This is a genomic window from Pseudomonas sp. LBUM1656, assembly GCF_059716065.1.
In genome coordinates, this window is the sequence record NZ_CP166800.1 from 756,895 (window position 1) to 777,020 (window position 20,126).

Annotated in this window: 16 protein-coding genes, 2 tRNA genes and 1 rRNA gene; 7 read left to right on the top strand and 12 right to left on the bottom strand. The window is 59.1% G+C overall.

All coding sequences use genetic code 11. From position 1 onward, the window contains the following. Window positions 1–38: 38 nt before the first annotated feature. The 3 genes from ACA072_RS03295 to ACA072_RS03305 form a co-directional block, all read right to left on the bottom strand. Entirely contained in the window at window positions 39–992 is a 954-nt protein-coding gene (locus ACA072_RS03295) for an adenosine deaminase (protein WP_497623110.1), read from the bottom strand. 82 nt (window positions 993–1,074) lie between these two features. Then, a complete protein-coding gene (locus ACA072_RS03300; protein WP_497623112.1) occupies window positions 1,075–2,040 on the bottom strand; it encodes a 2-oxoglutarate and iron-dependent oxygenase domain-containing protein in 966 nt (321 codons plus the stop codon). A gap of 138 nt (window positions 2,041–2,178) precedes the next feature. Further along, window positions 2,179–3,261: a BMP family ABC transporter substrate-binding protein gene (locus tag ACA072_RS03305; RefSeq protein WP_497623114.1), complete on the bottom strand. Its 1,083-nt coding sequence runs from the start codon at window positions 3,259–3,261 to the stop codon at window positions 2,179–2,181. Window positions 3,262–3,557: 296 nt separating this feature from the next. Between ACA072_RS03305 and ACA072_RS03310 the strand changes: the two genes are divergently transcribed. Continuing rightward, on the top strand, window positions 3,558–4,646 hold the full coding sequence (locus ACA072_RS03310; RefSeq protein WP_497623116.1) for a calcium:cation antiporter: 1,089 nt from the start codon (window positions 3,558–3,560) through the stop codon (window positions 4,644–4,646). 124 nt (window positions 4,647–4,770) lie between these two features. Here the strand turns inward: ACA072_RS03310 and ACA072_RS03315 are convergent, their stop codons facing one another. From ACA072_RS03315 to ACA072_RS03325, 3 genes are all read right to left on the bottom strand, one after another. After that, on the bottom strand, window positions 4,771–6,129 hold the full coding sequence (locus tag ACA072_RS03315; protein ID WP_497623118.1) for an 8-oxoguanine deaminase: 1,359 nt from the start codon (window positions 6,127–6,129) through the stop codon (window positions 4,771–4,773). 271 nt (window positions 6,130–6,400) lie between these two features. Next, window positions 6,401–7,087, bottom strand: a complete 687-nt coding sequence (locus tag ACA072_RS03320) for an SDR family oxidoreductase (protein ID WP_497623120.1) — start codon at window positions 7,085–7,087, stop codon at window positions 6,401–6,403. Window positions 7,088–7,112: 25 nt separating this feature from the next. Continuing rightward, the gene (locus ACA072_RS03325) at window positions 7,113–7,463 is read right to left on the bottom strand and encodes a MerR family transcriptional regulator (RefSeq protein WP_497624940.1); all 351 of its coding nucleotides are present in this window, start codon (window positions 7,461–7,463) and stop codon (window positions 7,113–7,115) included. An 83-nt stretch (window positions 7,464–7,546) separates the two neighbouring features. Here ACA072_RS03325 and ACA072_RS03330 point away from each other — a divergent pair, with 83 nt between their 5' ends. Next, the gene (locus ACA072_RS03330; protein ID WP_497623122.1) at window positions 7,547–7,969 is read left to right on the top strand and encodes a hypothetical protein; all 423 of its coding nucleotides are present in this window, start codon (window positions 7,547–7,549) and stop codon (window positions 7,967–7,969) included. An 81-nt stretch (window positions 7,970–8,050) separates the two neighbouring features. Here the strand turns inward: ACA072_RS03330 and ACA072_RS03335 are convergent, their stop codons facing one another. The 6 genes from ACA072_RS03335 to ACA072_RS03360 form a co-directional block, all read right to left on the bottom strand. Next, on the bottom strand, window positions 8,051–8,977 hold the full coding sequence (locus tag ACA072_RS03335) for an ABC transporter permease (RefSeq protein WP_497623124.1): 927 nt from the start codon (window positions 8,975–8,977) through the stop codon (window positions 8,051–8,053). Beyond that, window positions 8,977–10,083 carry an ABC transporter permease gene (locus tag ACA072_RS03340; RefSeq protein ID WP_497623126.1) on the bottom strand — a complete coding sequence of 369 codons (1,107 nt, stop codon included), beginning with the start codon at window positions 10,081–10,083 and terminating at the stop codon, window positions 8,977–8,979. The genes ACA072_RS03335 and ACA072_RS03340 overlap by 1 nt, the downstream gene beginning before the upstream one ends. Window positions 10,084–10,094: 11 nt before the next feature. After that, window positions 10,095–11,660 carry an ABC transporter ATP-binding protein gene (locus tag ACA072_RS03345; RefSeq protein ID WP_497623128.1) on the bottom strand — a complete coding sequence of 522 codons (1,566 nt, stop codon included), beginning with the start codon at window positions 11,658–11,660 and terminating at the stop codon, window positions 10,095–10,097. A gap of 532 nt (window positions 11,661–12,192) precedes the next feature. Then, window positions 12,193–12,774: an IMPACT family protein gene (locus ACA072_RS03350; protein WP_497623130.1), complete on the bottom strand. Its 582-nt coding sequence runs from the start codon at window positions 12,772–12,774 to the stop codon at window positions 12,193–12,195. Window positions 12,775–12,781: 7 nt separating this feature from the next. Next, on the bottom strand, window positions 12,782–13,432 hold the full coding sequence (locus tag ACA072_RS03355; RefSeq protein ID WP_109627829.1) for a TetR/AcrR family transcriptional regulator: 651 nt from the start codon (window positions 13,430–13,432) through the stop codon (window positions 12,782–12,784). 199 nt (window positions 13,433–13,631) lie between these two features. Continuing rightward, window positions 13,632–14,552 carry a LysR family transcriptional regulator gene (locus tag ACA072_RS03360; protein ID WP_497623132.1) on the bottom strand — a complete coding sequence of 307 codons (921 nt, stop codon included), beginning with the start codon at window positions 14,550–14,552 and terminating at the stop codon, window positions 13,632–13,634. Between the two features lie 124 nt (window positions 14,553–14,676). Between ACA072_RS03360 and aptA the strand changes: the two genes are divergently transcribed. The 5 genes from aptA (at window position 14,677) to ACA072_RS03385 (ending at window position 20,013) form a co-directional block, all read left to right on the top strand. Then, window positions 14,677–16,026 carry an omega-aminotransferase AptA gene (gene aptA / locus ACA072_RS03365; protein WP_208670133.1) on the top strand — a complete coding sequence of 450 codons (1,350 nt, stop codon included), beginning with the start codon at window positions 14,677–14,679 and terminating at the stop codon, window positions 16,024–16,026. Window positions 16,027–16,091: 65 nt separating this feature from the next. Continuing rightward, window positions 16,092–17,585, top strand: a complete 1,494-nt coding sequence (locus ACA072_RS03370) for a CoA-acylating methylmalonate-semialdehyde dehydrogenase (RefSeq protein ID WP_497623135.1) — start codon at window positions 16,092–16,094, stop codon at window positions 17,583–17,585. A gap of 627 nt (window positions 17,586–18,212) precedes the next feature. Next, a 16S ribosomal RNA gene (locus ACA072_RS03375) occupies window positions 18,213–19,751 on the top strand. An 82-nt stretch (window positions 19,752–19,833) separates the two neighbouring features. Continuing rightward, window positions 19,834–19,910, top strand: a tRNA-Ile gene (locus ACA072_RS03380). Window positions 19,911–19,937: 27 nt separating this feature from the next. Continuing rightward, window positions 19,938–20,013, top strand: a tRNA-Ala gene (locus tag ACA072_RS03385). The last annotated feature ends 113 nt before the right edge of the window (window positions 20,014–20,126 follow it).

Genomic DNA, 20,126 nt, shown 5'->3' on the forward strand with positions numbered 1-20,126 from the left:
GCGAGCAGGCTCACTCCCACACGGTTATTTGGTGACCTTTAAGGTTTCACCAACCGCGCATCCAGGCTGTTCTGCGCCAGTCGCTTGGCCTGATCCTGGGTCATGCCCAGATCGGTGTATAGCGCATGGAAGTTCTCGGTCACATACCCGCCAAAGTACGCCGGGTCATCCGAGTTCACGGTCACTTTCACGCCACGCTCGAGCATGTCGAGGATGTTGTGCTGGGACATGTGGTCGAACACGCAGAGCTTGGTGTTGGACAACGGGCACACGGTCAGCGGGATCTGCTCGTCGATGATCCGCTGCATCAAGCGTTCGTCTTCGATGGCGCGCACGCCGTGGTCGATGCGCTGGATTTTCAGCAGGTCGAGGGCTTCCCAGATGTACTCGGGCGGGCCTTCTTCACCGGCGTGGGCGACGGTCAGGAAACCTTCGTGACGAGCACGATCGAACACGCGCTGGAACTTGCTCGGCGGGTGGCCCATTTCCGAACTGTCCAGGCCGACAGCCACAAACGCCTCGCGAAACGGCAGCGCCTGGTCGAGGGTTTTCTGAGCTTCTTCTTCGCTCAAATGGCGCAGGAAGCTCAGGATCAAACCGCTGGTGATGCCCAGTTGCTGCTCGCCATCTTTTAGTGCAGCGGCGATGCCATTGAGGACCACTTCGAACGGCACGCCACGGTCGGTGTGGGTCTGCGGATCAAAGAACGGTTCAGTGTGAATCACGTTCTGCGCCTTGCAACGCAACAGGTAAGCCCAGGTCAGGTCGTAGAAATCCTGCGAGGTGCGCAACACGTCGGCGCCCTGGTAATACAGGTCTAGGAACTCTTGCAGGTTGTTGAAGGCGTACGCCTTACGCAGGGTGTCGACATCGCTCCACGGCAGGGCGATCTTGTTGCGTTCGGCCAGGGCGAACAGCAACTCAGGCTCCAGCGAACCCTCGAGGTGCAGGTGCAGTTCTGCCTTGGGCAGGGCGTTCAGCCAGTCGTACATAGTCTTTTCTCATCAGGTGCAGATGGCGAGCATTCTACAGATGCCCGTATAAACAATTAGCAAAACCTGACCAGCCGGTTCATCACATCGCAGTCTGTTCACGTCGATAGGCGTAGGTCTCGGCGAAACGCGAGAGCAGGAATTCGGCGCAGGTGGTGGCCGGGTACTTCGCCGGGTGCGATTGGTCCTGGCAGCCGGGCAGGCATTCAATCGGCGTATCGGGGTGCGGTTCGGCGAAGAACGGCATCGAATAACGATCGACGCCCAGCGGGCTGATCACCCGGTGCGGCGTCGATACGTAACGGTCGTTGCTCCAGCGCGCCATCATGTCGCCGAGGTTGACCACGAACGTGCCTTCGATTGGCGGCGCGTCGATCCATTCGCCTTTGACGTTGCGCACTTGCAAGCCACCGGCGGCGTCCTGGTACAGCAGGGTGATGCAGCCGTAATCGGTGTGGGCGCCGGCGCCTTGCTGCTCTTCGCAACTGGCGGTGTGGCGCGGTGGGTAGTGAATCATCCGCAGGACGCTGACCGGCTCATGGAAGCGCGTGTCGAAGAAATCGCGCTCGATGTTCAGCGCCAGGGTCATGGCTCGCAGCAGGGTTTGGGCGAGCGCCTGCATGTCGACGTAGTGTTGCTCCATCAGCACTTCCCATCCCGGGATTGCTGGATGACGGTTGGGCCCGCGCAACGGTTTTTCCGCCCGCACCTCAGGATGGTCGGCCGACAGGTGCAGGCCCATGTCGAAGGTTTCTTTCAGGTCGCTGGGTTTGCTCGGGTCGAGTTGCTCGGTGGCGATAGCGCCGTAGCCGCGGTGATGGCGGGTCTGGGTGATGTCGATCTTGAGCTTTTCGGCGGCGGGCAGGGCGAAGAAGCGTTGGGCGTGGTCGAGCACGGTGTTGATGCGCGAAGGGCTGATCGGATGCCCCTTGATGTAGAAAAAGCCCCATTCGCGGCAGGCGCGGTCGATTTTGCTGGCGACGGATTGCCAGGCGGTTTTGTCATCGCTGTAGAGCGGGGCGATGTCAATGATCGGGAGTTGGTTCATGTCGCGCTATCTCGGTAATGATCGTTCCCACGCTCCGCGTGGGAATGCAGCCCGGGACGCTCCGCGTCCCCAAAGCGGACGCGGAGCGTCCATTGAGGCATTCCCACGCAGAGCGTGGGAATGATCCTGTGAAAGGAATTACTTGGGGATGTCGGCCTTCATGCCTTCAACGTAGTAGTTCATCGACGCCAGTTCCGCATTGCTGGCCGTCGCGCCCGCTGCGATTTTCTCGGTGCCGGCCTGATCCTTGATCGGCCCGGTGAACGGGTGGAAGGCGCCGCTCTTGATGTCCGCAATGATCTGCTCGGCCTCGGTTTTCACCGCCGCAGGCACCAGGTCGCTGATCGGCAACTCAACCGTACCTTCCTTCAAACCGCCCCAGTAATCCTGCGACTCCCACGTGTGCTCGAGCACGCTTTGGGTCGCTTGAATGTAATGCGGCCCCCAGTCATTGACGATTGAAGTCAGTACAGCTTTCGGCCCGAAGTGCGCCATGTCCGAAGCGTAGCCCACCGCATACACGCCGCGACGCTCAGCTGCCTGGATCGGCGCCGGACTGTCGGTGTGCTGGAACACCACGTCCACACCCTGATCGATCAGCGCGTTAGCGGCGTCGGCTTCCTTGCCCGGATCGAACCAGGAATTGACCCACACCACCTTGATCTCGGTGCCAGGGTTGTATTTGTTCAAGGCCAGTTGAATGGCGTTGATGTCGCGGATCACTTCCGGGATCGGGAAGGATGCGACGTAACCGATTTTCTTGGTCTTGGTCATCTTCGCCGCGAGGAAACCGCCGACGTAGCGACCTTCATAGGTGCGCGCCAGGTAGGTGCCGAGGTTCTTGTCCTGCTTGTAGCCGGTGGCGTGTTCGAAGGTCACCTTGGGAAACTGCTTGGCGACTTTCAGGGTCGGGTTCATGTAGCCGAAAGATGTGGTGAAGATCAGGTCGTAGTTGTCCTTGGCCATGTTGCGGATCACCCGCTCGGCGTCGGCCCCTTCGGCGACGTTTTCCACGTAGTTGGTGGTGATCTGATTGCCGAGCTTCTCGGCCAGCGCCTTGCGCCCTTGTTCATGCTGATACGTCCAGCCGTGGTCACCGATCGGACCGATATAGACGAAGCCGACTTTCAGCGGGTCGGCGGCACTGGCGGTCAGGCTTGCGCTCAGACCGATGGCCGCGGCAACGGCGCAAAGCAGCTTCTTCAACGGACGTTTGTGCATGAATTCGAACTCCATGTTGTGGTGAGGTTGGCAGGGGCAATGCAAATTGCTGACCAACAAGACAACAAAACCTCCTAAACCGAGGTGATGCCTTCGCGAGCAAGCCCGCTCCCACATTGGATCGCATTCCCCTGTGGGAGCGGGCTTGCTCGCGAAGGGGCCCGCAAGGTCAATAAAAGTGCATCGCCGGGCACGGTCGCCATCCACTGGTGCGCTAAGGTGTAACGAAACGTTAGCGCCGCCCCGCAGTCAGTAGCTCATCACTCTGTTCGCTCCATTCGGCAAAAAGGCCCGCGATGCTCACACTCCTCAAGCAAGAAAAATTTCTGCTGCTGGCCGTCATTGCCGCCGTCGTCGCGTACCCGCTGGAACACTGGATGCTGCACAGCGGCCAACCCATCGCGCTGACCGCGGGCCTGGTGCTGATCGCGTTTATTGTCGTCGCCTCCATGCGCGTCGCCCATCACGCCGAACTGCTCGCCGAAAAAGTCGGCGACCCTTACGGCACGATGATCCTGACCCTGGCGGCGGTGCTGGTGGAAGTGGTGATTCTGGCGATCATGATGAGCAACGAAGCTTCACCGACTCTGGTGCGGGACACGATTTATTCGGCGGTGATGCTCGACATCAACGGCATCCTCGGCCTGGCCGCGTTGATGGGCGGGATCAAGCATGGCGAACAGTCCTACAACGACGACTCGGCCCGCAGTTACAGCGTGATGATCCTCACCGCCATGGGCGTTTCCATGGTGGTGCCGGAGTTCATTCCCGAAGCCAACTGGAAGCTGTATTCGGCATTCACCATCGGCGCGATGGTCGTGCTCTACACCCTGTTCCTGCGTATGCAGGTCGGGCCGCACAGTTACTTTTTCAGCTACAGCTACCCGGAAAAACGCCGCAAGAAAGTGTCGGAGGAAGAACCTGAACCGGTCAATCTGGCGCTGAGTATCGGCACGTTGGTGTTCGGTGTGGTGGTCATTGGCGCGTTGGCTGAAGTGATGTCCAAGACCCTCGACCTGGGCCTGGAAGGCACGGGCGCACCGCCGGTGATCACGGCGATCCTGGTGGCGGCCATTTCCGCCGCGCCGGAGATTCTGACCGCGTTGCGCGCGGCCTTGGCCAACCGCATGCAGTCGGTGGTCAACATCGCCATGGGGGCGTCACTGTCGACGGTGATCCTGACGGTGCCGGTGATGGAAGCAATGGCGCTCTACACCGGCCAGCCGTTCCAGATGGCGATGACCCCGGTGCAGACGGTGATGATCTTCCTCACCCTGATCGTCAGCGCGATCAACCTCAACGACGGCGAAACCAATGCCATCGAAGGCATGACGCATTTCGTGTTGTTTGCGACGTTTATCATGTTGTCGCTGCTGGGCCTCTGAACACACCACAAAACAAATTGTGGGAGCGGGCTTGCTCGCGAAAGCGGCGTGTCAGTCGACATCAATGTTGAATGATAGACCGCTTTCGCGAGCAAGCCCGCTCCCACATTAGATCTCCATCAACTTAGGTGCCGGCGATCAGTTGTCGAGCCGCCTGGCTGTGATCGGCAATCAACCCCTTCAGATCCAGCCCCTCAACCTGCCCATCAATCACTCGCCACTTGCCGCCAATCATCACCCGATCCGCCCGATCCGCCCCACACAGCAGCAACGCCGACACCGGATCGTGACTGCCGGAGAAGCGCAGCTCATCGAGCTTGAACAACGCCAGGTCCGCCTGCTTGCCCACCGCCAGCTCACCAATATCGGTACGCCCGAGCAAACTCGCCGAGCCCTTGGTCGCCCAACCCAAAACCAGTTCCGGCGTGATCTTCTCCGCGCCATAACGCAGCCGCTGAATGTAAAGCGCCTGACGGGTTTCGAGCATCATGTTCGACGCATCGTTGGACGCCGACCCGTCCACGCCCAGACCCAGCAACGCGCCAGCAGCGGTCAGGTCCAGGGTTGGGCAAATGCCGGAGGCCAGGCGCATGTTCGAACTCGGGCAATGGCAAATCCCGGTGCCCGCGGCGCCGAGGCGGGTGATTTCATCCGGGTTGAAGTGAATGCCGTGGGCCAGCCAGGTCCGCGGGCCGAGCCAGCCGACGCTGTCCAGATAATCCACGGTGCGCAAGCCGAAGCGTTGCAGGCAGAAGTCTTCTTCGTCGAGGGTTTCGGCCAAGTGCGTGTGCAGGCGCACGTCGAGTTTGTTCGCCAGTTCGGCGCTGGCAGACATGATTTCCGGGGTCACCGAAAAGGGCGAGCACGGCGCCAGAGCGATCTGGATTTGCGCGCCATCACCCCGCTCGTGGTATTCGGCGATCAAACGCTGACTGTCGTCGAGGATCACTTCGCCTTCCTGAACGGTCTGCTGCGGTGGCAGGCCGCCGTCCTTTTCGCCAAGGCTCATGGAACCGCGCGTCAGCATTGCGCGCATGCCCAATTCGCGGACGCTCTCGACTTGCACGTCGATCGCGTTTTCCAGGCCTTCCGGAAACAGGTAATGGTGGTCAGCGGCGGTGGTGCAGCCGGACAGCAGCAATTCAGCCAGGGCGACTTTGGTGGCGAGGGCGAGTTTTTCAGGGGTGAGGCGTGCCCAGACCGGGTAGAGGGTTTTCAACCACGGGAACAACGGCTGATTGACCACCGGCGCCCAGGCGCGGGTCAGGGTTTGATAGAAGTGGTGATGGGTGTTGATCAGCCCCGGCAGGATCACATGCTCGCGGGCATCGAACACTTGTCCACAGGGCGCGGACGGCTGCTGACCGGCAGCGAGGACTTCGACGATCACACCGTCTTGCACAACCAGACCGCCACGGGCATCGAGGTCATTGGCAGTGAAAATGGCGAGGGGATTTTTTAACCAGGTACGGGTCGCAGGCATGTTGGCCGGCTCCTCTGAAAGTGGGGTTCAGGTTAGCCAGCTCAGTGATTACCCTGTCTGCTGATCCAGGGTCGCCGCGGGGGCGAGGTGCGGAGTTTCGAACAAAACCGCCTGGCCGGCAAGCCCGGCCCGACCAGACGACGCAAAACCCTGTGGGAGCGGCGGTGCGACGATTCGACTTGCTCGCGAAAGCGGTGTGTCAGTCGACATTGATATTGACTGACACGGCCCCTTCGCGAGCAAGCCCGCTCCCACAGGAGGGCCGTGGTGATTACCAGGGAATGGTTTCGCCTCGGTAGTTCACAAAATGATGACCGCCCTTGGCGACATAAGCATTCACCTGATCAACCAACCCACGGGTACTGGTTTCGACATCGATATCGGCGCCTTCACCGCCCATGTCGGTCTTCACCCAACCCGGATGCAACGACAGCACGGTCAGTTTCTGATCGCCCAATTGCGTCACAAAGCTGTTGGTCATCGAGTTCAGCGCAGCCTTGCTCGCCTTGTACAGCGCCAACTCCGGCGCGTCCGGCATGGTCACGCTACCGAGTACCGAACTCATGAACGCCAGCACGCCGGTATCGGGACGAATCTGCCCGGCAAAACGCTGCGCCAGGTTGATCGGCGCCACGGCATTGGTGAAGAACAACTGACCGACCTCGGCCAGGGTCGCGCCGCCTGGCGTCTGCACCTCCGGCCCCTTGACCCCGGCATTCACGAACAGCAAATCAAACACTTCGCCCTTGAGCTGCTGGCTCAAGGCGATGACGGCTTGCTGATCATCCATGTCGAGTTTTTCGATCCGCACCTTGCCCAACGCTTGCAGTGCCTCGGCGTTCTGCGGGTTGCGCACGGTGGCGGTGACTTGCCAGCCGTCGGCCAGCAGGGTTTTCACCAGGCCGAGGCCCAGGCCCCGGGAGGCACCGATGATGAGTGCGGTTTTTGCCTTGGACATAAGTAGCTTCCTTGATAAGTGAGGATCATGGACTCAGTGGACAGCGTTGCCCGAGCCGTTGTTGCAACTCGTGGCGCAATGCACCGAGTTCGTCCATACGGGTTTCAATCAGCTTGAGCTTGTCTTGCAGCAATTGCGTGACGGCGGTGTCAGGATCGGGCGATTGCCATATCGTCGCGACGCTGTTGCCGATCTCGCCCAGCGTAAAGCCCAGCCGCTGAGCCGTCTTGATGTACAGCACCAGTTGCACCATGTCTGGCGGATAGTCGCGGTAGCCGTTGGCACTGCGTTGCGCAGCGATCAGCCCGCGCTGCTCGTAGAAGCGCAGTGTGTCGCGGCTGACGGCGCTGGCCTGGGCTAATTCACCGATGCGCATCATGACGTCTCGAGAGGGGCTTGACCCTGGAGCTTACTCCAGGCTTTAGCCTTGTTGCTCCCTGAATTTATGGAGCAAGGCCGATGTGGACTTCAACGCAATATCGCCGGTTGGTGCGCGGCAGCGCCTGGTATGACTTGATCGTGACGGCGGCGTTTATCACGCCGTGGAGTTTTGCCGCGTTGCATGGGGTGTTGTCGAGTGTGAGCCAGGCGTTCGATTTGCCTGGAGAGCTTCCGACGTTTGAGCCGATGCACATGTTGATGGTGAATCTGTTGGGTTCGATTGTGTGTGTCTGGGCGGTGCTGCGGATTCGTGATCCGCAGTTGGTGTTTGGGCGGTATGACGCGGTTGGGAGATTCCTGTTCTCTGCTTGGCAGCTCTATGCATTGCTCCACGGGGCCAGTTCATTGTTGGTGATTTTCCTGGTCTTTGAATTGGCGTGGGGCGTGGTTCAGGTATTGCCTGTCAGGGCCTCTTCGCGAGCAAGCCCGCTCCCACAGTAGATTTGTGTCGGTCAAAAATGCCGCGTTTAACTCGGTCAAATGTGGGAGCGGGCTTGCTCGCGAAAGCGTCCGAACAGTCCGCTAATGCCCAGCCCGCCACGGCTGCCCCAACGACACCGGCGCATACAACCGCGTGCGCACCGCATCTCGCGACAGCAGCACCAACACCACAATCGTCGCGACATACGGCAGCATTGCCAGCAGACTCGACGGTATCGCCAGCCCCAACCCCTGCGCCACCAGGTGCAGGATGCTGGCGAGCCCGAAGAGGTACGCCCCGAGCAACAATCGCCACACCCGCCAACTGGCAAACACCACCAGTGCCAAGGCAATCCAGCCCCGGCCGGCGCTCATGTTTTCCGCCCACATCGGCGTGTAGGCCAGGGACAAATAGGCCCCGGCCAATCCCGCCATCGCCCCACCAAACAGCACTGCCAACGTGCGTATGCCCAACACTGGCAAGCCCATGGCGCTGGCCGCATCCGGGCTTTCCCCGACGGCCTGAATGATCAGCCCGACGCGACTTTTCAGAATCACCCACGCCACCAGCGCAAACAGTGCGAACGACAGATACACCAGCAGATCCTGCGCAAACAGCATCCGCCCGATCAGCGGAATCTCACTCAGATACGGAATCGCCAACGGTTCAAAACCCGCCAGCGGTTTACCGACCCACGCCGCGCCGACAAACGTCGACAGGCCCACACCGAAAATCGTCAGCGCCAACCCGGTGGCCACCTGATTGGCGTTGAATACCAGCGCCACCAGCGCAAACAGAGACGACAACAGCATCCCGGCGAGCATCGCCAGCAACACGCCGAGCCACAGGTTCCCGCTGTTCAGCGCGACGATAAAACCGATCACCGCGCCAAACAGCATCATGCCTTCCTGACCCAGATTCAGGACGCCGCTTTTCTCGCAGATCAATTCCCCCAACGCCACCAACAGCAGCGGCGTGCCGCAACGGACCATGGCGTAGAAAATATTGCTCAACAGATCGATATCCATCACTGCGCTCCTGCGTGTAAGGCGGTGACTTGCGCGCGGCGAGTCCAGCGCAGGTTCAAACGCGGCCGGTAGAGAATCAGCACGTCACTGGCCAACAGGAAAAACAGCATCATTCCCTGGAACAGTTGGGTGATCGCTTGCGGCAGATTCATGCTCATCTGCGCGCTCTCGCCGCCGATGTACAGCAACGCCATCAGCAGGCTGGAAAACAGAATGCCGATGGGATTCAACCTCCCGAGAAATGCCACGGTGATCGCCGCATAGCCGTAACCGGGCGAGACTTGCGGCACCAGTTGGCCAATCGGTCCGGTGACTTCACACACCCCGGCCAGCCCTGCCAATGCGCCGCTGATCAGCAGCGCCAGCCAGATCAGCCGCTTCTCGCGAAACCCGACGAAACCCGCCGCACGCTTGTCCAGCCCGAGCACTTTGATCTGGAAACCGACAAAGCTTTTCTGCATCAGGACCCAGACCGCCACCAACGCGAGCAGGGCGAAATACGCCCCGGCGTGAGCCCGGCCGTCCTCCATCAACAGCGGCAAGCGGCTGGCATCGCCGAACATCGCCGACTCCGGAAAGTTGAACCCGGCCGGGTCCTTCAGCGGCCCATGCACGCAGAACAGCAGCAGGTTCAGCGCGATGTAATTGAGCATGATGCTGGTGAGGATTTCGTTGGCGTTGAAACGTGTGCGTAACCATGCCGTCAGCCCGGCCCACGCGGCACCGGCCAGGGTGCCGACGAGCAGGATCAGCACCAGCGCCCAGCGACTTTGCATGTCGATGATGTTCACCGCCAATGCGCTGCCGGCCAGGGCGCCGAGCAGCAATTGGCCTTCGGCGCCGATGTTCCATATCCGCGCCTGATACGCCACCGCCAGACCCAGCGCGCAAAGCAGAATCGGCAAGGCTTTGACCAACAGTTCCGAGACGCCATATAGGTCGCTGATCGGTGCGATGAGCAAGGTGTGCAAGGTCAGCAATGGGTCATGACCCAGCGCGATAAACAGCAACGAGCCACAGCCCAATGTCAGGGCAGCCGCCAGCAACGGCGAGCACCACAGCATCAGGCGCGATTGCTGGCCACGGGGTTCGAGAGAAAGCAGCATGTGAAACTCCGTTAAACCGTTGCGGATGCGAGTGGTTGAGGGGCGTCGAACTGGCCGGCCATCCAGCCGCCGACATCGATCAGGCGCGTATCGACCGTGGCCCTGAGCGGCGACAGACGTCCGCTGCACAAGGCGCCGAGGCGGTCGCTGATCTGGAACAATTCGTCGAGGTCCTCGCTGATCACCAGGATCGCCGCGCCGGCATCGCGCAAGGCAATCAATGCACGGTGAATGGTGGCGGCGGCGCCGACGTCCACGCCCCAGGTCGGGTGCGCGGCCACCAGTAATTTTGGTTGTTGGAGGATCTCGCGGCCGAGGATGAATTTCTGCAAGTTACCGCCTGAAAGGCTGCGGGCCGGCGCTTGGGTATCGGGTGTCTTCACGCCAAAGCGGCGGATGATTTCTTGCGCCAACGCTTCGACCTTGGCCCGCTGGATCAGCCCGTTGCTGACCAGCCCTTGTTGAAATGCAGTGAGCAGGGCGTTGTCGGCAAGGCTCAATTCGGGCACCGCACCGTGGCCAAGACGCTCGGCAGGAACGAACGCGAGGCCGAGTTTGCGTCGTGCATCGGGCCGCAAATCGGCGACCGGCTGCCCGCCGAAACGGATCGTCGCGTTATCGTTTCGGCTCAGCCGTTCTTCGCCGCTTAGCAGGGCCAGCAACTCATCCTGACCGTTGCCTGCAACGCCGGCGATACCGACGATTTCGCCGCTGCGCACTTCTAGGTCAATGTCCGTCAGGGAGCAGCCGAACGGGTCGGGGTTGTGCCACGACAAGCCGTTCACGTTCAAACATGCATCGCCGCCAATCACCTTCGGATAATCAGTAATCAGTTCAGCCGCCTCACCCACCATCAGCGTTGCCAGTTGCTGATCCGAACACTCGGCCGGCACGCAATGCCCGGCCACTCGACCGCCGCGCAGCACCGTGGCGCTGTGGCACAACGCGCGCACCTCACCGAGTTTGTGGCTGATAAACAGAATGCTGCAGCCCTCGGCCGCGAGTCGGCGCAGGGTGATGAAGAGGTCGTCGGCCTCCTGCGGAGTCAGCACCGACGTCGGCTCATCGAGAATCAGCAGGCGAATGTCCTGCATCAGGCAGCGAATGATTTCCACCCGTTGCCGCTCCCCGATCGACAGGCTGTGGACAAGTCGCTCCGGTTCCAGCGCCATGCCATAGCGCCGGGAGACTTCACGAATTTTTGGCTCAAGCTGTTTCGGCGTGCCGGCCGCCGCCCCCATCGCCAGGGCAATGTTCTGCGCCACGCTGAGGGTTTCGAACAGCGAGAAATGCTGGAACACCATGCCTATCCCCAATGTGCGAGCCTGCGCCGGATTGCGCATGCTCACGCGCTGGCCTTGCCAGATCATTTCCCCGGAATCGGCGTGGGTAACGCCGTAGATGATTTTCATCAACGTGCTTTTGCCCGCGCCGTTTTCGCCGAGCAGGGCGTGGATTTCGCCGGGAGCAATGTTCAGGTCGATGGCGTCGTTGGCCAGGCAACCGGGGTAACGTTTGCTGATTCTGCGCAATTGCAGGCGGGGCGTTTGATCGGGGATCGGCACGGGGTTGGGCATGACTGGCTCGGGTCGACAGAAGGTATGCCTGTGGATAAAGCAATTTCCTGGCCATTGAGTCAGGAAAACCACAAATCCCTGTAGGCAAAGGCATCGAGGTCGGTACCTCGCCATCTTTCGATTCCTGATCAGGCACTACTTGGGGGCAAAGTCCTTGATCAGGCTCTGATTTTGCTCGCCGGTTATTGGTCAAAAAACGAGCAACACGCGGCAGCCTATGCCGGATATAGGGCTGCGCCAGCCATGAACGGGTTATCCACAGGTTGTTCCACAGTATTTGTGCGCAAGCCGAAAGCACGGGCATAAGCACTGTGCGGCTATCTTCTAAAGGTGATAACCGAACCTAACTGTTTGTTTTTTCGTGGAATTAGTCGTTGGTGCGGAAAATTGGACGAAAAATGAGCAAAGCCCGCAAAGCCGCATGACAGAAGGGTTACAGCAGGATATGCGCAGGTTATCCACAGCCGGGTGCACAGTAGATGTGGGCAAGTGAACAGGCTCGACAAAAGGAAAGTGAACGTTGTTGGTGCGATCAGTGCTGCAACACAATGCGCCCGCGACTCAGGTCGGCCAGCTGCGTTTGCAAGGTAGTGATCTGCTCTTTGCCGATCGCCAATTGCAATTCCACGCCATTGGCGGTGAAGGTTTCTTCCACCACCAAGCCACCCGATTCCGCGACGCGCAGTTTCACCAGCGCCAACTCACCAAATGCACAGGCACAACTCACCGGCACCCGGCTGATCAGCTCGACTTTCGCGGCGCCTTGCAGGCATTTGTTCGCGCCGCCGCCGTAGGCTCGGGCGAGGCCGCCGGTGCCCAGTTGGATGCCGCCGTACCAACGAATCACCAGTACCGCGACTTGATCGCAATCCTGCGCTTCGATGGCCGCCAGAATCGGTCGCCCTGCGGTGCCGCCCGGTTCACCATCGTCGTTGCTGCGGTATTGATCGCCGAGCTTCCACGCCCAGCAGTTGTGCGAGGCGTTTAAGTCGCTGTGCTGATCAATGAACGCCTGGGCTTCGGCAGGGCTGGAGATCGGCCCGGCGAAGGTGATGAAACGGCTTTTGCGAATCTCTTCGCGGTATTCGCAAAAACCGCTGAGGGTAAAAGGCATAAGTGTCTTAGATAGCTGGCGTGAGGCCGCAGCCCTTGAGAATGATGCGGATCAAGTTGTTGCCGGCGTCTTCCATGTCTTGCTTGGTCAGCTTGGTGCGGCCGCTGACACGGCAGATTTGTGTGGCGAAGTCGGCGTAATGCTGGGTGCTGCCCCACAGCAGGAAGATCAGGTTCACCGGGTCGACCGGGTCCATCTTGCCCGCGTCGATCCATGCCTGGAACACCGCCGCCCGACCCTGGAACCAGGCGCGATAGTCCTGATTAAAATACTCGGTCAGGCACTCGCCGCCACTGATCACTTCCATGGCGAAGATTCGCGAGGCTTGTGGCTGGCGTCGGGAGAATTCCATTTTGGCGCGGATGTACCGCGTCAGTGCTTCGGCCGGATCATCCTCGGCAGTCAAGGTGTTGAAGGTGCTGTCCCACAACTGGAGGATGTTGCTCAACACCGCCACGTACAAACCGAGTTTGTTGGTGAAGTAGTAATGCAGGTTCGCCTTGGGCAACCCCGCATTCAGGGCGATGGTGTTCATGCTGGTGCCTTTGAATCCGTGACGGGCGAACTCGTCTTCGGCGGCTTTGATGATGGTCTCTTCGTTCTTCTGACGAATGCGGCTGGCAGGTTTGCCGCCGTGAGCGGGGACTTCAAAGGTCATAGGCACTTCCGAACAGGATGGGTGGGTGCAACCAAATGCGTTGATAGCGCACCCACAGCCTTCAGACAAGTCCTGACGCGATAAAACCTGAACACCCCCAATCCCCTGTGGGAGCGGGCTTGCTCGCGAAGAGGGAGTGTCAGTCGACATTAATGCACTGACACACCGCATTCGCGAGCAAGCCCGCTCCCACAGGTTTCTAGCGCGTCGCGGCCAGACTCTCTAGAAAACTTTCTAGCACCAGATGCGGACGACGACCCTTGCGCGTGACCGATGCGAGGCTCAGGTCATAGAACCGCGTCTTGGGTTTAAGCGCCCGCAACCGGCCTTGCTGCACCCAAAGGCTGGCGTAGTGGTCCGGCAGGTAGCCGATGTAGCGCCCGGTGAGGATCAGGAACGCCATGCCTTCGCGGTCTGAGGCACTGGCGGTGCAATTGAGCGCCTGGTAATGGGCCTGGATTTCCGCCGGCAAACGGAAGGTCGGCGCGATGGCGTCCTGGCTGTTGAGTCGCTCGTCGTCCAGTTGCCTGTCATCGACATAAAACAACGGATGGCCGACCGCGCAATACAGCAGCGAACGTTCGCTGTAGAGCGGCTGATATTCCAGCCCTGACAGTGCGCTGGCCTGCGGCACCACGCCGACGTGCAAGCGACCGTCGAGCACACCTTGTTCGACTTCATTGGGGGCGATCATGCGGATCTGAATCTGCACGTCCGGCCCGCGCTCCTTCAACTGCGCGAGGGCATGGGTGATGCGCATGTGGGGCAGGGTGACGAGGTTGTCGGTCAGGCCGATGGTCAATTCGCCGCGAAGATGCTGGTGCAGACCGTTGACCTCGGTGCGGAAACTTTCCAGCGCACTTAATAGCTGCAACGCCGATTGGTAAACCTCACGGCCTTCTTCGGTCAGGGAAAACCCGGCGCGACCGCGTTGGCATAAACGCAGGCCGAGGCGCTGTTCCAGATCGCTCATCTGCTGGCTGATGGCTGAGCGGCCGATCCCCAGAACCGACTCCGCCGCGGAGAAGCCGCCGCATTCCACCACGCTGCGGAAAATCCGCAGCAGGCGGATATCAAAGTCGCTGACTTGCGCGAGTGGATCGGGGCGACGGCTACTCATAGTTTAGTGGTGGCCTGACTGAACGTTAGAAGAGTTGGATTTCACCGACTTTATCCTCGTGGCAATTTAGCTGCAAGAACGCTTTTGATCTCTATGCCGCTTATTGCCCTGCGAGGTTTTGCCCATGAACTTGCCCGAAAACGCCCCGACTTCCCTGGCCAGCCAGCTCAAGCTCGATGCCCACTGGATGCCCTACACCGCGAACCGCAATTTCCAGCGCGATCCTCGACTGATTGTGGCGGCGGAAGGCAGCTGGCTGACGGACGACAAGGGGCGCAAGGTCTACGATTCGCTGTCGGGTCTGTGGACCTGTGGCGCCGGGCACACTCGCAAGGAAATCCAGGAAGCCGTCGCCAAGCAACTTGGTACGCTCGATTACTCGCCAGGTTTCCAGTACGGCCATCCGTTGTCGTTTCAACTGGCTGAAAAAATCACTGACCTGACCCCGGGCAATCTGAACCACGTGTTTTTCACCGACTCGGGTTCCGAGTGCGCCGACACGGCAGTGAAGATGGTGCGTGCCTACTGGCGCCTGAAAGGCCAGGCGACCAAGACCAAAATGATCGGCCGCGCCCGTGGCTACCACGGTGTGAACATCGCCGGCACCAGCCTCGGCGGTGTGAACGGCAACCGGAAAATGTTCGGTCAGGCGATGATGGACGTCGATCACCTGCCGCACACCTTGCTGGCGAGCAATGCCTACTCTCGTGGCATGCCGACAGAGGGCGGTATCGCGCTGGCGGATGAATTGTTGAAGCTGATCGAGCTGCATGACGCTTCAAACATCGCCGCTGTATTCGTCGAGCCAATGGCCGGTTCCGCTGGCGTGCTCGTTCCGCCGCAGGGTTACCTGAAGCGTCTGCGCGAGATCTGCGATCAGCACAACATCCTGCTGGTGTTCGACGAAGTGATCACCGGTTTCGGCCGTACCGGCTCGATGTTCGGTGCCGACAGCTTCGGCGTAACCCCGGACCTGATGTGCATCGCCAAGCAAGTCACCAACGGTGCGATTCCGATGGGCGCGGTGATTGCCAGTTCCGAGATCTACCAGACCTTCATGAACCAGGCGACGCCGGAATATGCGGTGGAATTCCCGCACGGCTACACCTACTCCGCGCACCCTGTTGCTTGCGCCGCTGGCCTTGCGGCACTCGATCTGCTGCAAAAGGAAAACCTGGTGCAGAGCGTGGCCGAAGTCGCGCCGCATTTCGAAAATGCGCTGCACGGACTGAAGGGCTCGAAAAACATTATCGATATTCGTAACTACGGTCTGGCCGGCGCGATCCAGATCGCACCACGTGACGGCGACGCCATCGTGCGTCCGTTCGAAGCGGGCATGGCGCTGTGGAAAGCCGGGTTCTACGTGCGCTTCGGCGGCGACACCCTGCAGTTCGGCCCAACCTTCAACAGCAAGCCGCAAGACCTTGATCGTCTGTTCGACGCGGTCGGCGAAGTGCTGAACAAAATCGACTGATTTTTCCCTTCTATATAGAGGCGCCCTTTGAAGGGCGCCCGTGGACAACTTTTCAGGAGCCCCGCATGAGCCTTATCCCACATTTGATCAATGGCGAACTGGTGACCGAAGACGGTCGCACGGCCGACGTGTTCAACCCGTCCACCGGCCAGGCCATCCACAAGCTGCCGTTGGCCAGCCGCGAAACCATTCAGAAAGCCATCGACTCGGCCAAGGCTGCGTTCCCGGCCTGGCGTAACACGCCGCCGGCCAAACGTGCGCAAGTGATGTTCCGCTTCAAGCAACTGCTTGAGCAGAACGAAGCGCGCATCGCTCAGTTGATCAGTGAAGAACATGGCAAGACCCTGGAAGATGCTGCCGGGGAACTGAAGCGCGGTATCGAGAACGTCGAGTTCGCATGCGCCGCACCGGAAATCCTCAAGGGCGAGTACAGCCGTAACGTCGGCCCGAACATTGATGCCTGGTCGGACTTCCAGCCGCTGGGCGTGGTGGCCGGTATCACTCCGTTCAACTTCCCGGCCATGGTGCCGCTGTGGATGTATCCACTGGCGATCGTCTGCGGCAACTGCTTCATCCTCAAGCCGTCCGAGCGTGATCCAAGTTCGACGTTGTTGATTGCTCAACTGTTGCTGGAAGCTGGCCTGCCGAAAGGTGTGCTGAGTGTCGTTCATGGCGACAAGGCGGCGGTGGACGCGTTGATCGAAGCGCCGGAAGTCAAAGCGTTGAGCTTCGTTGGCTCGACGCCGATTGCCGAATACATTTATGCCGAAGGCACCAAGCGCGGCAAACGCGTCCAGGCACTGGGCGGCGCGAAGAACCATGCGGTGCTGATGCCGGATGCGGATCTGGATAATGCTGTCAGCGCACTGATGGGCGCGGCGTACGGTTCTTGCGGTGAGCGTTGCATGGCGATCTCGGTGGCCGTGTGTGTAGGCGACCAGGTGGCGGATGCATTGGTGGCCAAGTTGGTACCGCAAATCAAGGCGCTGAAAATCGGTGCCGGGACGACCTGTGGCCTGGACATGGGGCCACTGGTTTCCGGTCAGGCTCGCGACAAAGTCAGTGGCTATATAGAAGACGGCGTTACTTCGGGTGCGTCCCTGGTGGTCGATGGTCGTGGTCTGAGCGTGGCCGGTCATGAGGAAGGCTTCTTCCTGGGCGGCTGCCTGTTCGATAACGTCACGCCAGAGATGCGCATCTATAAAGAAGAGATCTTCGGGCCGGTGTTGTGTGTGGTCCGGGTCAACAGCCTGGAAGAGGCGATGCAGCTGATCAACGATCACGAATATGGCAACGGCACCTGCATCTTCACCCGTGACGGGGAAGCGGCCCGGTTGTTCTGTGACGAGATTGAAGTCGGCATGGTCGGCGTCAACGTGCCGCTGCCGGTGCCGGTGGCTTATCACAGCTTCGGTGGCTGGAAGCGTTCGCTGTTTGGCGATCTGCATGCGTATGGTCCGGATGGCGTGCGTTTCTACACCCGCCGCAAGGCCATTACCCAGCGCTGGCCTCAGCGTGCGAGCCATGAAGCGTCGCAATTCGCATTCCCTAGCTTGTAAGTAGAAGGGCAGAAGGCCGAGCCCCAAGGGGCTCGGCCTTCTTGTTTCCGGGCTTTACTGACCTATATGACAGAAATGTGAAAATAGGGGTTGACGGCAGATTCTGGAAGTCTATAATTCGCCCCACTTCCGGCGCAGTCGAAACGGAAAACTCCTTGGTAAACAAAGAGTTACGCAGTTTTCGACAGCGAGTTGCTTCAGGTCATCGAAGCCCAGAAGGAGTTGATCAAGCGAGGTTGTTTGGCTTGATTGACGGTTCGATCTTCTCGGTCGAAAGCGGAGAAAAAGAGGTGTTGACAGCAGCGAGTAACGCTGTAGAATTCGCCTCCCGCTAACGAGAGATCGAAAGCGCAAGTGGTTGAAGTTGCAAAGGAAACTTTGAAAACTTCTGAAAATAACCGCTTGACAGCAACAGAGGCTGCTGTAGAATGCGCGCCTCGGTTGAGACGAAAGATCTTAACCAACCGCTCTTTAACAACTGAATCAAGCAATTCGTGTGGGTGCTTGTGGAGTCAGACTGATAGTCAACAAGATTATCAGCATCACAAGTTACTCCGCGAGAAATCAAAGATGTAACCAACGATTGCTGAGCCAAGTTTAGGGTTTCTTAAAAACCCAAAGATGTTTGAACTGAAGAGTTTGATCATGGCTCAGATTGAACGCTGGCGGCAGGCCTAACACATGCAAGTCGAGCGGCAGCACGGGTACTTGTACCTGGTGGCGAGCGGCGGACGGGTGAGTAATGCCTAGGAATCTGCCTGGTAGTGGGGGATAACGCTCGGAAACGGACGCTAATACCGCATACGTCCTACGGGAGAAAGCAGGGGACCTTCGGGCCTTGCGCTATCAGATGAGCCTAGGTCGGATTAGCTAGTTGGTGAGGTAATGGCTCACCAAGGCGACGATCCGTAACTGGTCTGAGAGGATGATCAGTCACACTGGAACTGAGACACGGTCCAGACTCCTACGGGAGGCAGCAGTGGGGAATATTGGACAATGGGCGAAAGCCTGATCCAGCCATGCCGCGTGTGTGAAGAAGGTCTTCGGATTGTAAAGCACTTTAAGTTGGGAGGAAGGGCATTTACCTAATACGTAAGTGTTTTGACGTTACCGACAGAATAAGCACCGGCTAACTCTGTGCCAGCAGCCGCGGTAATACAGAGGGTGCAAGCGTTAATCGGAATTACTGGGCGTAAAGCGCGCGTAGGTGGTTTGTTAAGTTGGATGTGAAATCCCCGGGCTCAACCTGGGAACTGCATTCAAAACTGACAAGCTAGAGTATGGTAGAGGGTGGTGGAATTTCCTGTGTAGCGGTGAAATGCGTAGATATAGGAAGGAACACCAGTGGCGAAGGCGACCACCTGGACTGATACTGACACTGAGGTGCGAAAGCGTGGGGAGCAAACAGGATTAGATACCCTGGTAGTCCACGCCGTAAACGATGTCAACTAGCCGTTGGGAGCCTTGAGCTCTTAGTGGCGCAGCTAACGCATTAAGTTGACCGCCTGGGGAGTACGGCCGCAAGGTTAAAACTCAAATGAATTGACGGGGGCCCGCACAAGCGGTGGAGCATGTGGTTTAATTCGAAGCAACGCGAAGAACCTTACCAGGCCTTGACATCCAATGAACTTTCCAGAGATGGATTGGTGCCTTCGGGAACATTGAGACAGGTGCTGCATGGCTGTCGTCAGCTCGTGTCGTGAGATGTTGGGTTAAGTCCCGTAACGAGCGCAACCCTTGTCCTTAGTTACCAGCACGTAATGGTGGGCACTCTAAGGAGACTGCCGGTGACAAACCGGAGGAAGGTGGGGATGACGTCAAGTCATCATGGCCCTTACGGCCTGGGCTACACACGTGCTACAATGGTCGGTACAGAGGGTTGCCAAGCCGCGAGGTGGAGCTAATCCCAGAAAACCGATCGTAGTCCGGATCGCAGTCTGCAACTCGACTGCGTGAAGTCGGAATCGCTAGTAATCGCGAATCAGAATGTCGCGGTGAATACGTTCCCGGGCCTTGTACACACCGCCCGTCACACCATGGGAGTGGGTTGCACCAGAAGTAGCTAGTCTAACCTTCGGGAGGACGGTTACCACGGTGTGATTCATGACTGGGGTGAAGTCGTAACAAGGTAGCCGTAGGGGAACCTGCGGCTGGATCACCTCCTTAATCGACGACATCAGCTGCTCCATAAGTTCCCACACGAATTGCTTGATTCATTGAAGAAGACGATAAGAAGCAGCCCGAAATTGGGTCTGTAGCTCAGTTGGTTAGAGCGCACCCCTGATAAGGGTGAGGTCGGCAGTTCGAATCTGCCCAGACCCACCAATTTTGTGTGGGAACCTGTAGAAATACGGGGCCATAGCTCAGCTGGGAGAGCGCCTGCCTTGCACGCAGGAGGTCAACGGTTCGATCCCGTTTGGCTCCACCACTACTGCTTCTGTTTGTTGAAAGCTTAGAAATGAGCATTCCATTGTGATGATGGTGAATGTTGATTTCTAGTCTTTGGATTAGATCGTTCTTTAAAAATTTGGGTATGTGATA

Excerpts from the sequence above, each read along its gene's own strand:
- ACA072_RS03295 (WP_497623110.1), bottom strand. The coding sequence starts at position 992 with ATGTACGACTGGCTGAACGCCCTGCCCAAGGCAGAACTGCACCTGCAC.
- ACA072_RS03300 (WP_497623112.1), bottom strand. The coding sequence starts at position 2,040 with ATGAACCAACTCCCGATCATTGACATCGCCCCGCTCTACAGCGATGAC.
- ACA072_RS03305 (WP_497623114.1), bottom strand. The coding sequence starts at position 3,261 with ATGCACAAACGTCCGTTGAAGAAGCTGCTTTGCGCCGTTGCCGCGGCC.
- ACA072_RS03310 (WP_497623116.1), top strand. The coding sequence starts at position 3,558 with ATGCTCACACTCCTCAAGCAAGAAAAATTTCTGCTGCTGGCCGTCATT.
- ACA072_RS03315 (WP_497623118.1), bottom strand. The coding sequence starts at position 6,129 with ATGCCTGCGACCCGTACCTGGTTAAAAAATCCCCTCGCCATTTTCACT.
- ACA072_RS03320 (WP_497623120.1), bottom strand. The coding sequence starts at position 7,087 with ATGTCCAAGGCAAAAACCGCACTCATCATCGGTGCCTCCCGGGGCCTG.
- ACA072_RS03325 (WP_497624940.1), bottom strand. The coding sequence starts at position 7,463 with ATGCGCATCGGTGAATTAGCCCAGGCCAGCGCCGTCAGCCGCGACACA.
- ACA072_RS03330 (WP_497623122.1), top strand. The coding sequence starts at position 7,547 with ATGTGGACTTCAACGCAATATCGCCGGTTGGTGCGCGGCAGCGCCTGG.
- ACA072_RS03335 (WP_497623124.1), bottom strand. The coding sequence starts at position 8,977 with ATGGATATCGATCTGTTGAGCAATATTTTCTACGCCATGGTCCGTTGC.
- ACA072_RS03340 (WP_497623126.1), bottom strand. The coding sequence starts at position 10,083 with ATGCTGCTTTCTCTCGAACCCCGTGGCCAGCAATCGCGCCTGATGCTG.
- ACA072_RS03345 (WP_497623128.1), bottom strand. The coding sequence starts at position 11,660 with ATGCCCAACCCCGTGCCGATCCCCGATCAAACGCCCCGCCTGCAATTG.
- ACA072_RS03350 (WP_497623130.1), bottom strand. The coding sequence starts at position 12,774 with ATGCCTTTTACCCTCAGCGGTTTTTGCGAATACCGCGAAGAGATTCGC.
- ACA072_RS03355 (WP_109627829.1), bottom strand. The coding sequence starts at position 13,432 with ATGACCTTTGAAGTCCCCGCTCACGGCGGCAAACCTGCCAGCCGCATT.
- ACA072_RS03360 (WP_497623132.1), bottom strand. The coding sequence starts at position 14,552 with ATGAGTAGCCGTCGCCCCGATCCACTCGCGCAAGTCAGCGACTTTGAT.
- aptA (WP_208670133.1), top strand. The coding sequence starts at position 14,677 with ATGAACTTGCCCGAAAACGCCCCGACTTCCCTGGCCAGCCAGCTCAAG.
- ACA072_RS03370 (WP_497623135.1), top strand. The coding sequence starts at position 16,092 with ATGAGCCTTATCCCACATTTGATCAATGGCGAACTGGTGACCGAAGAC.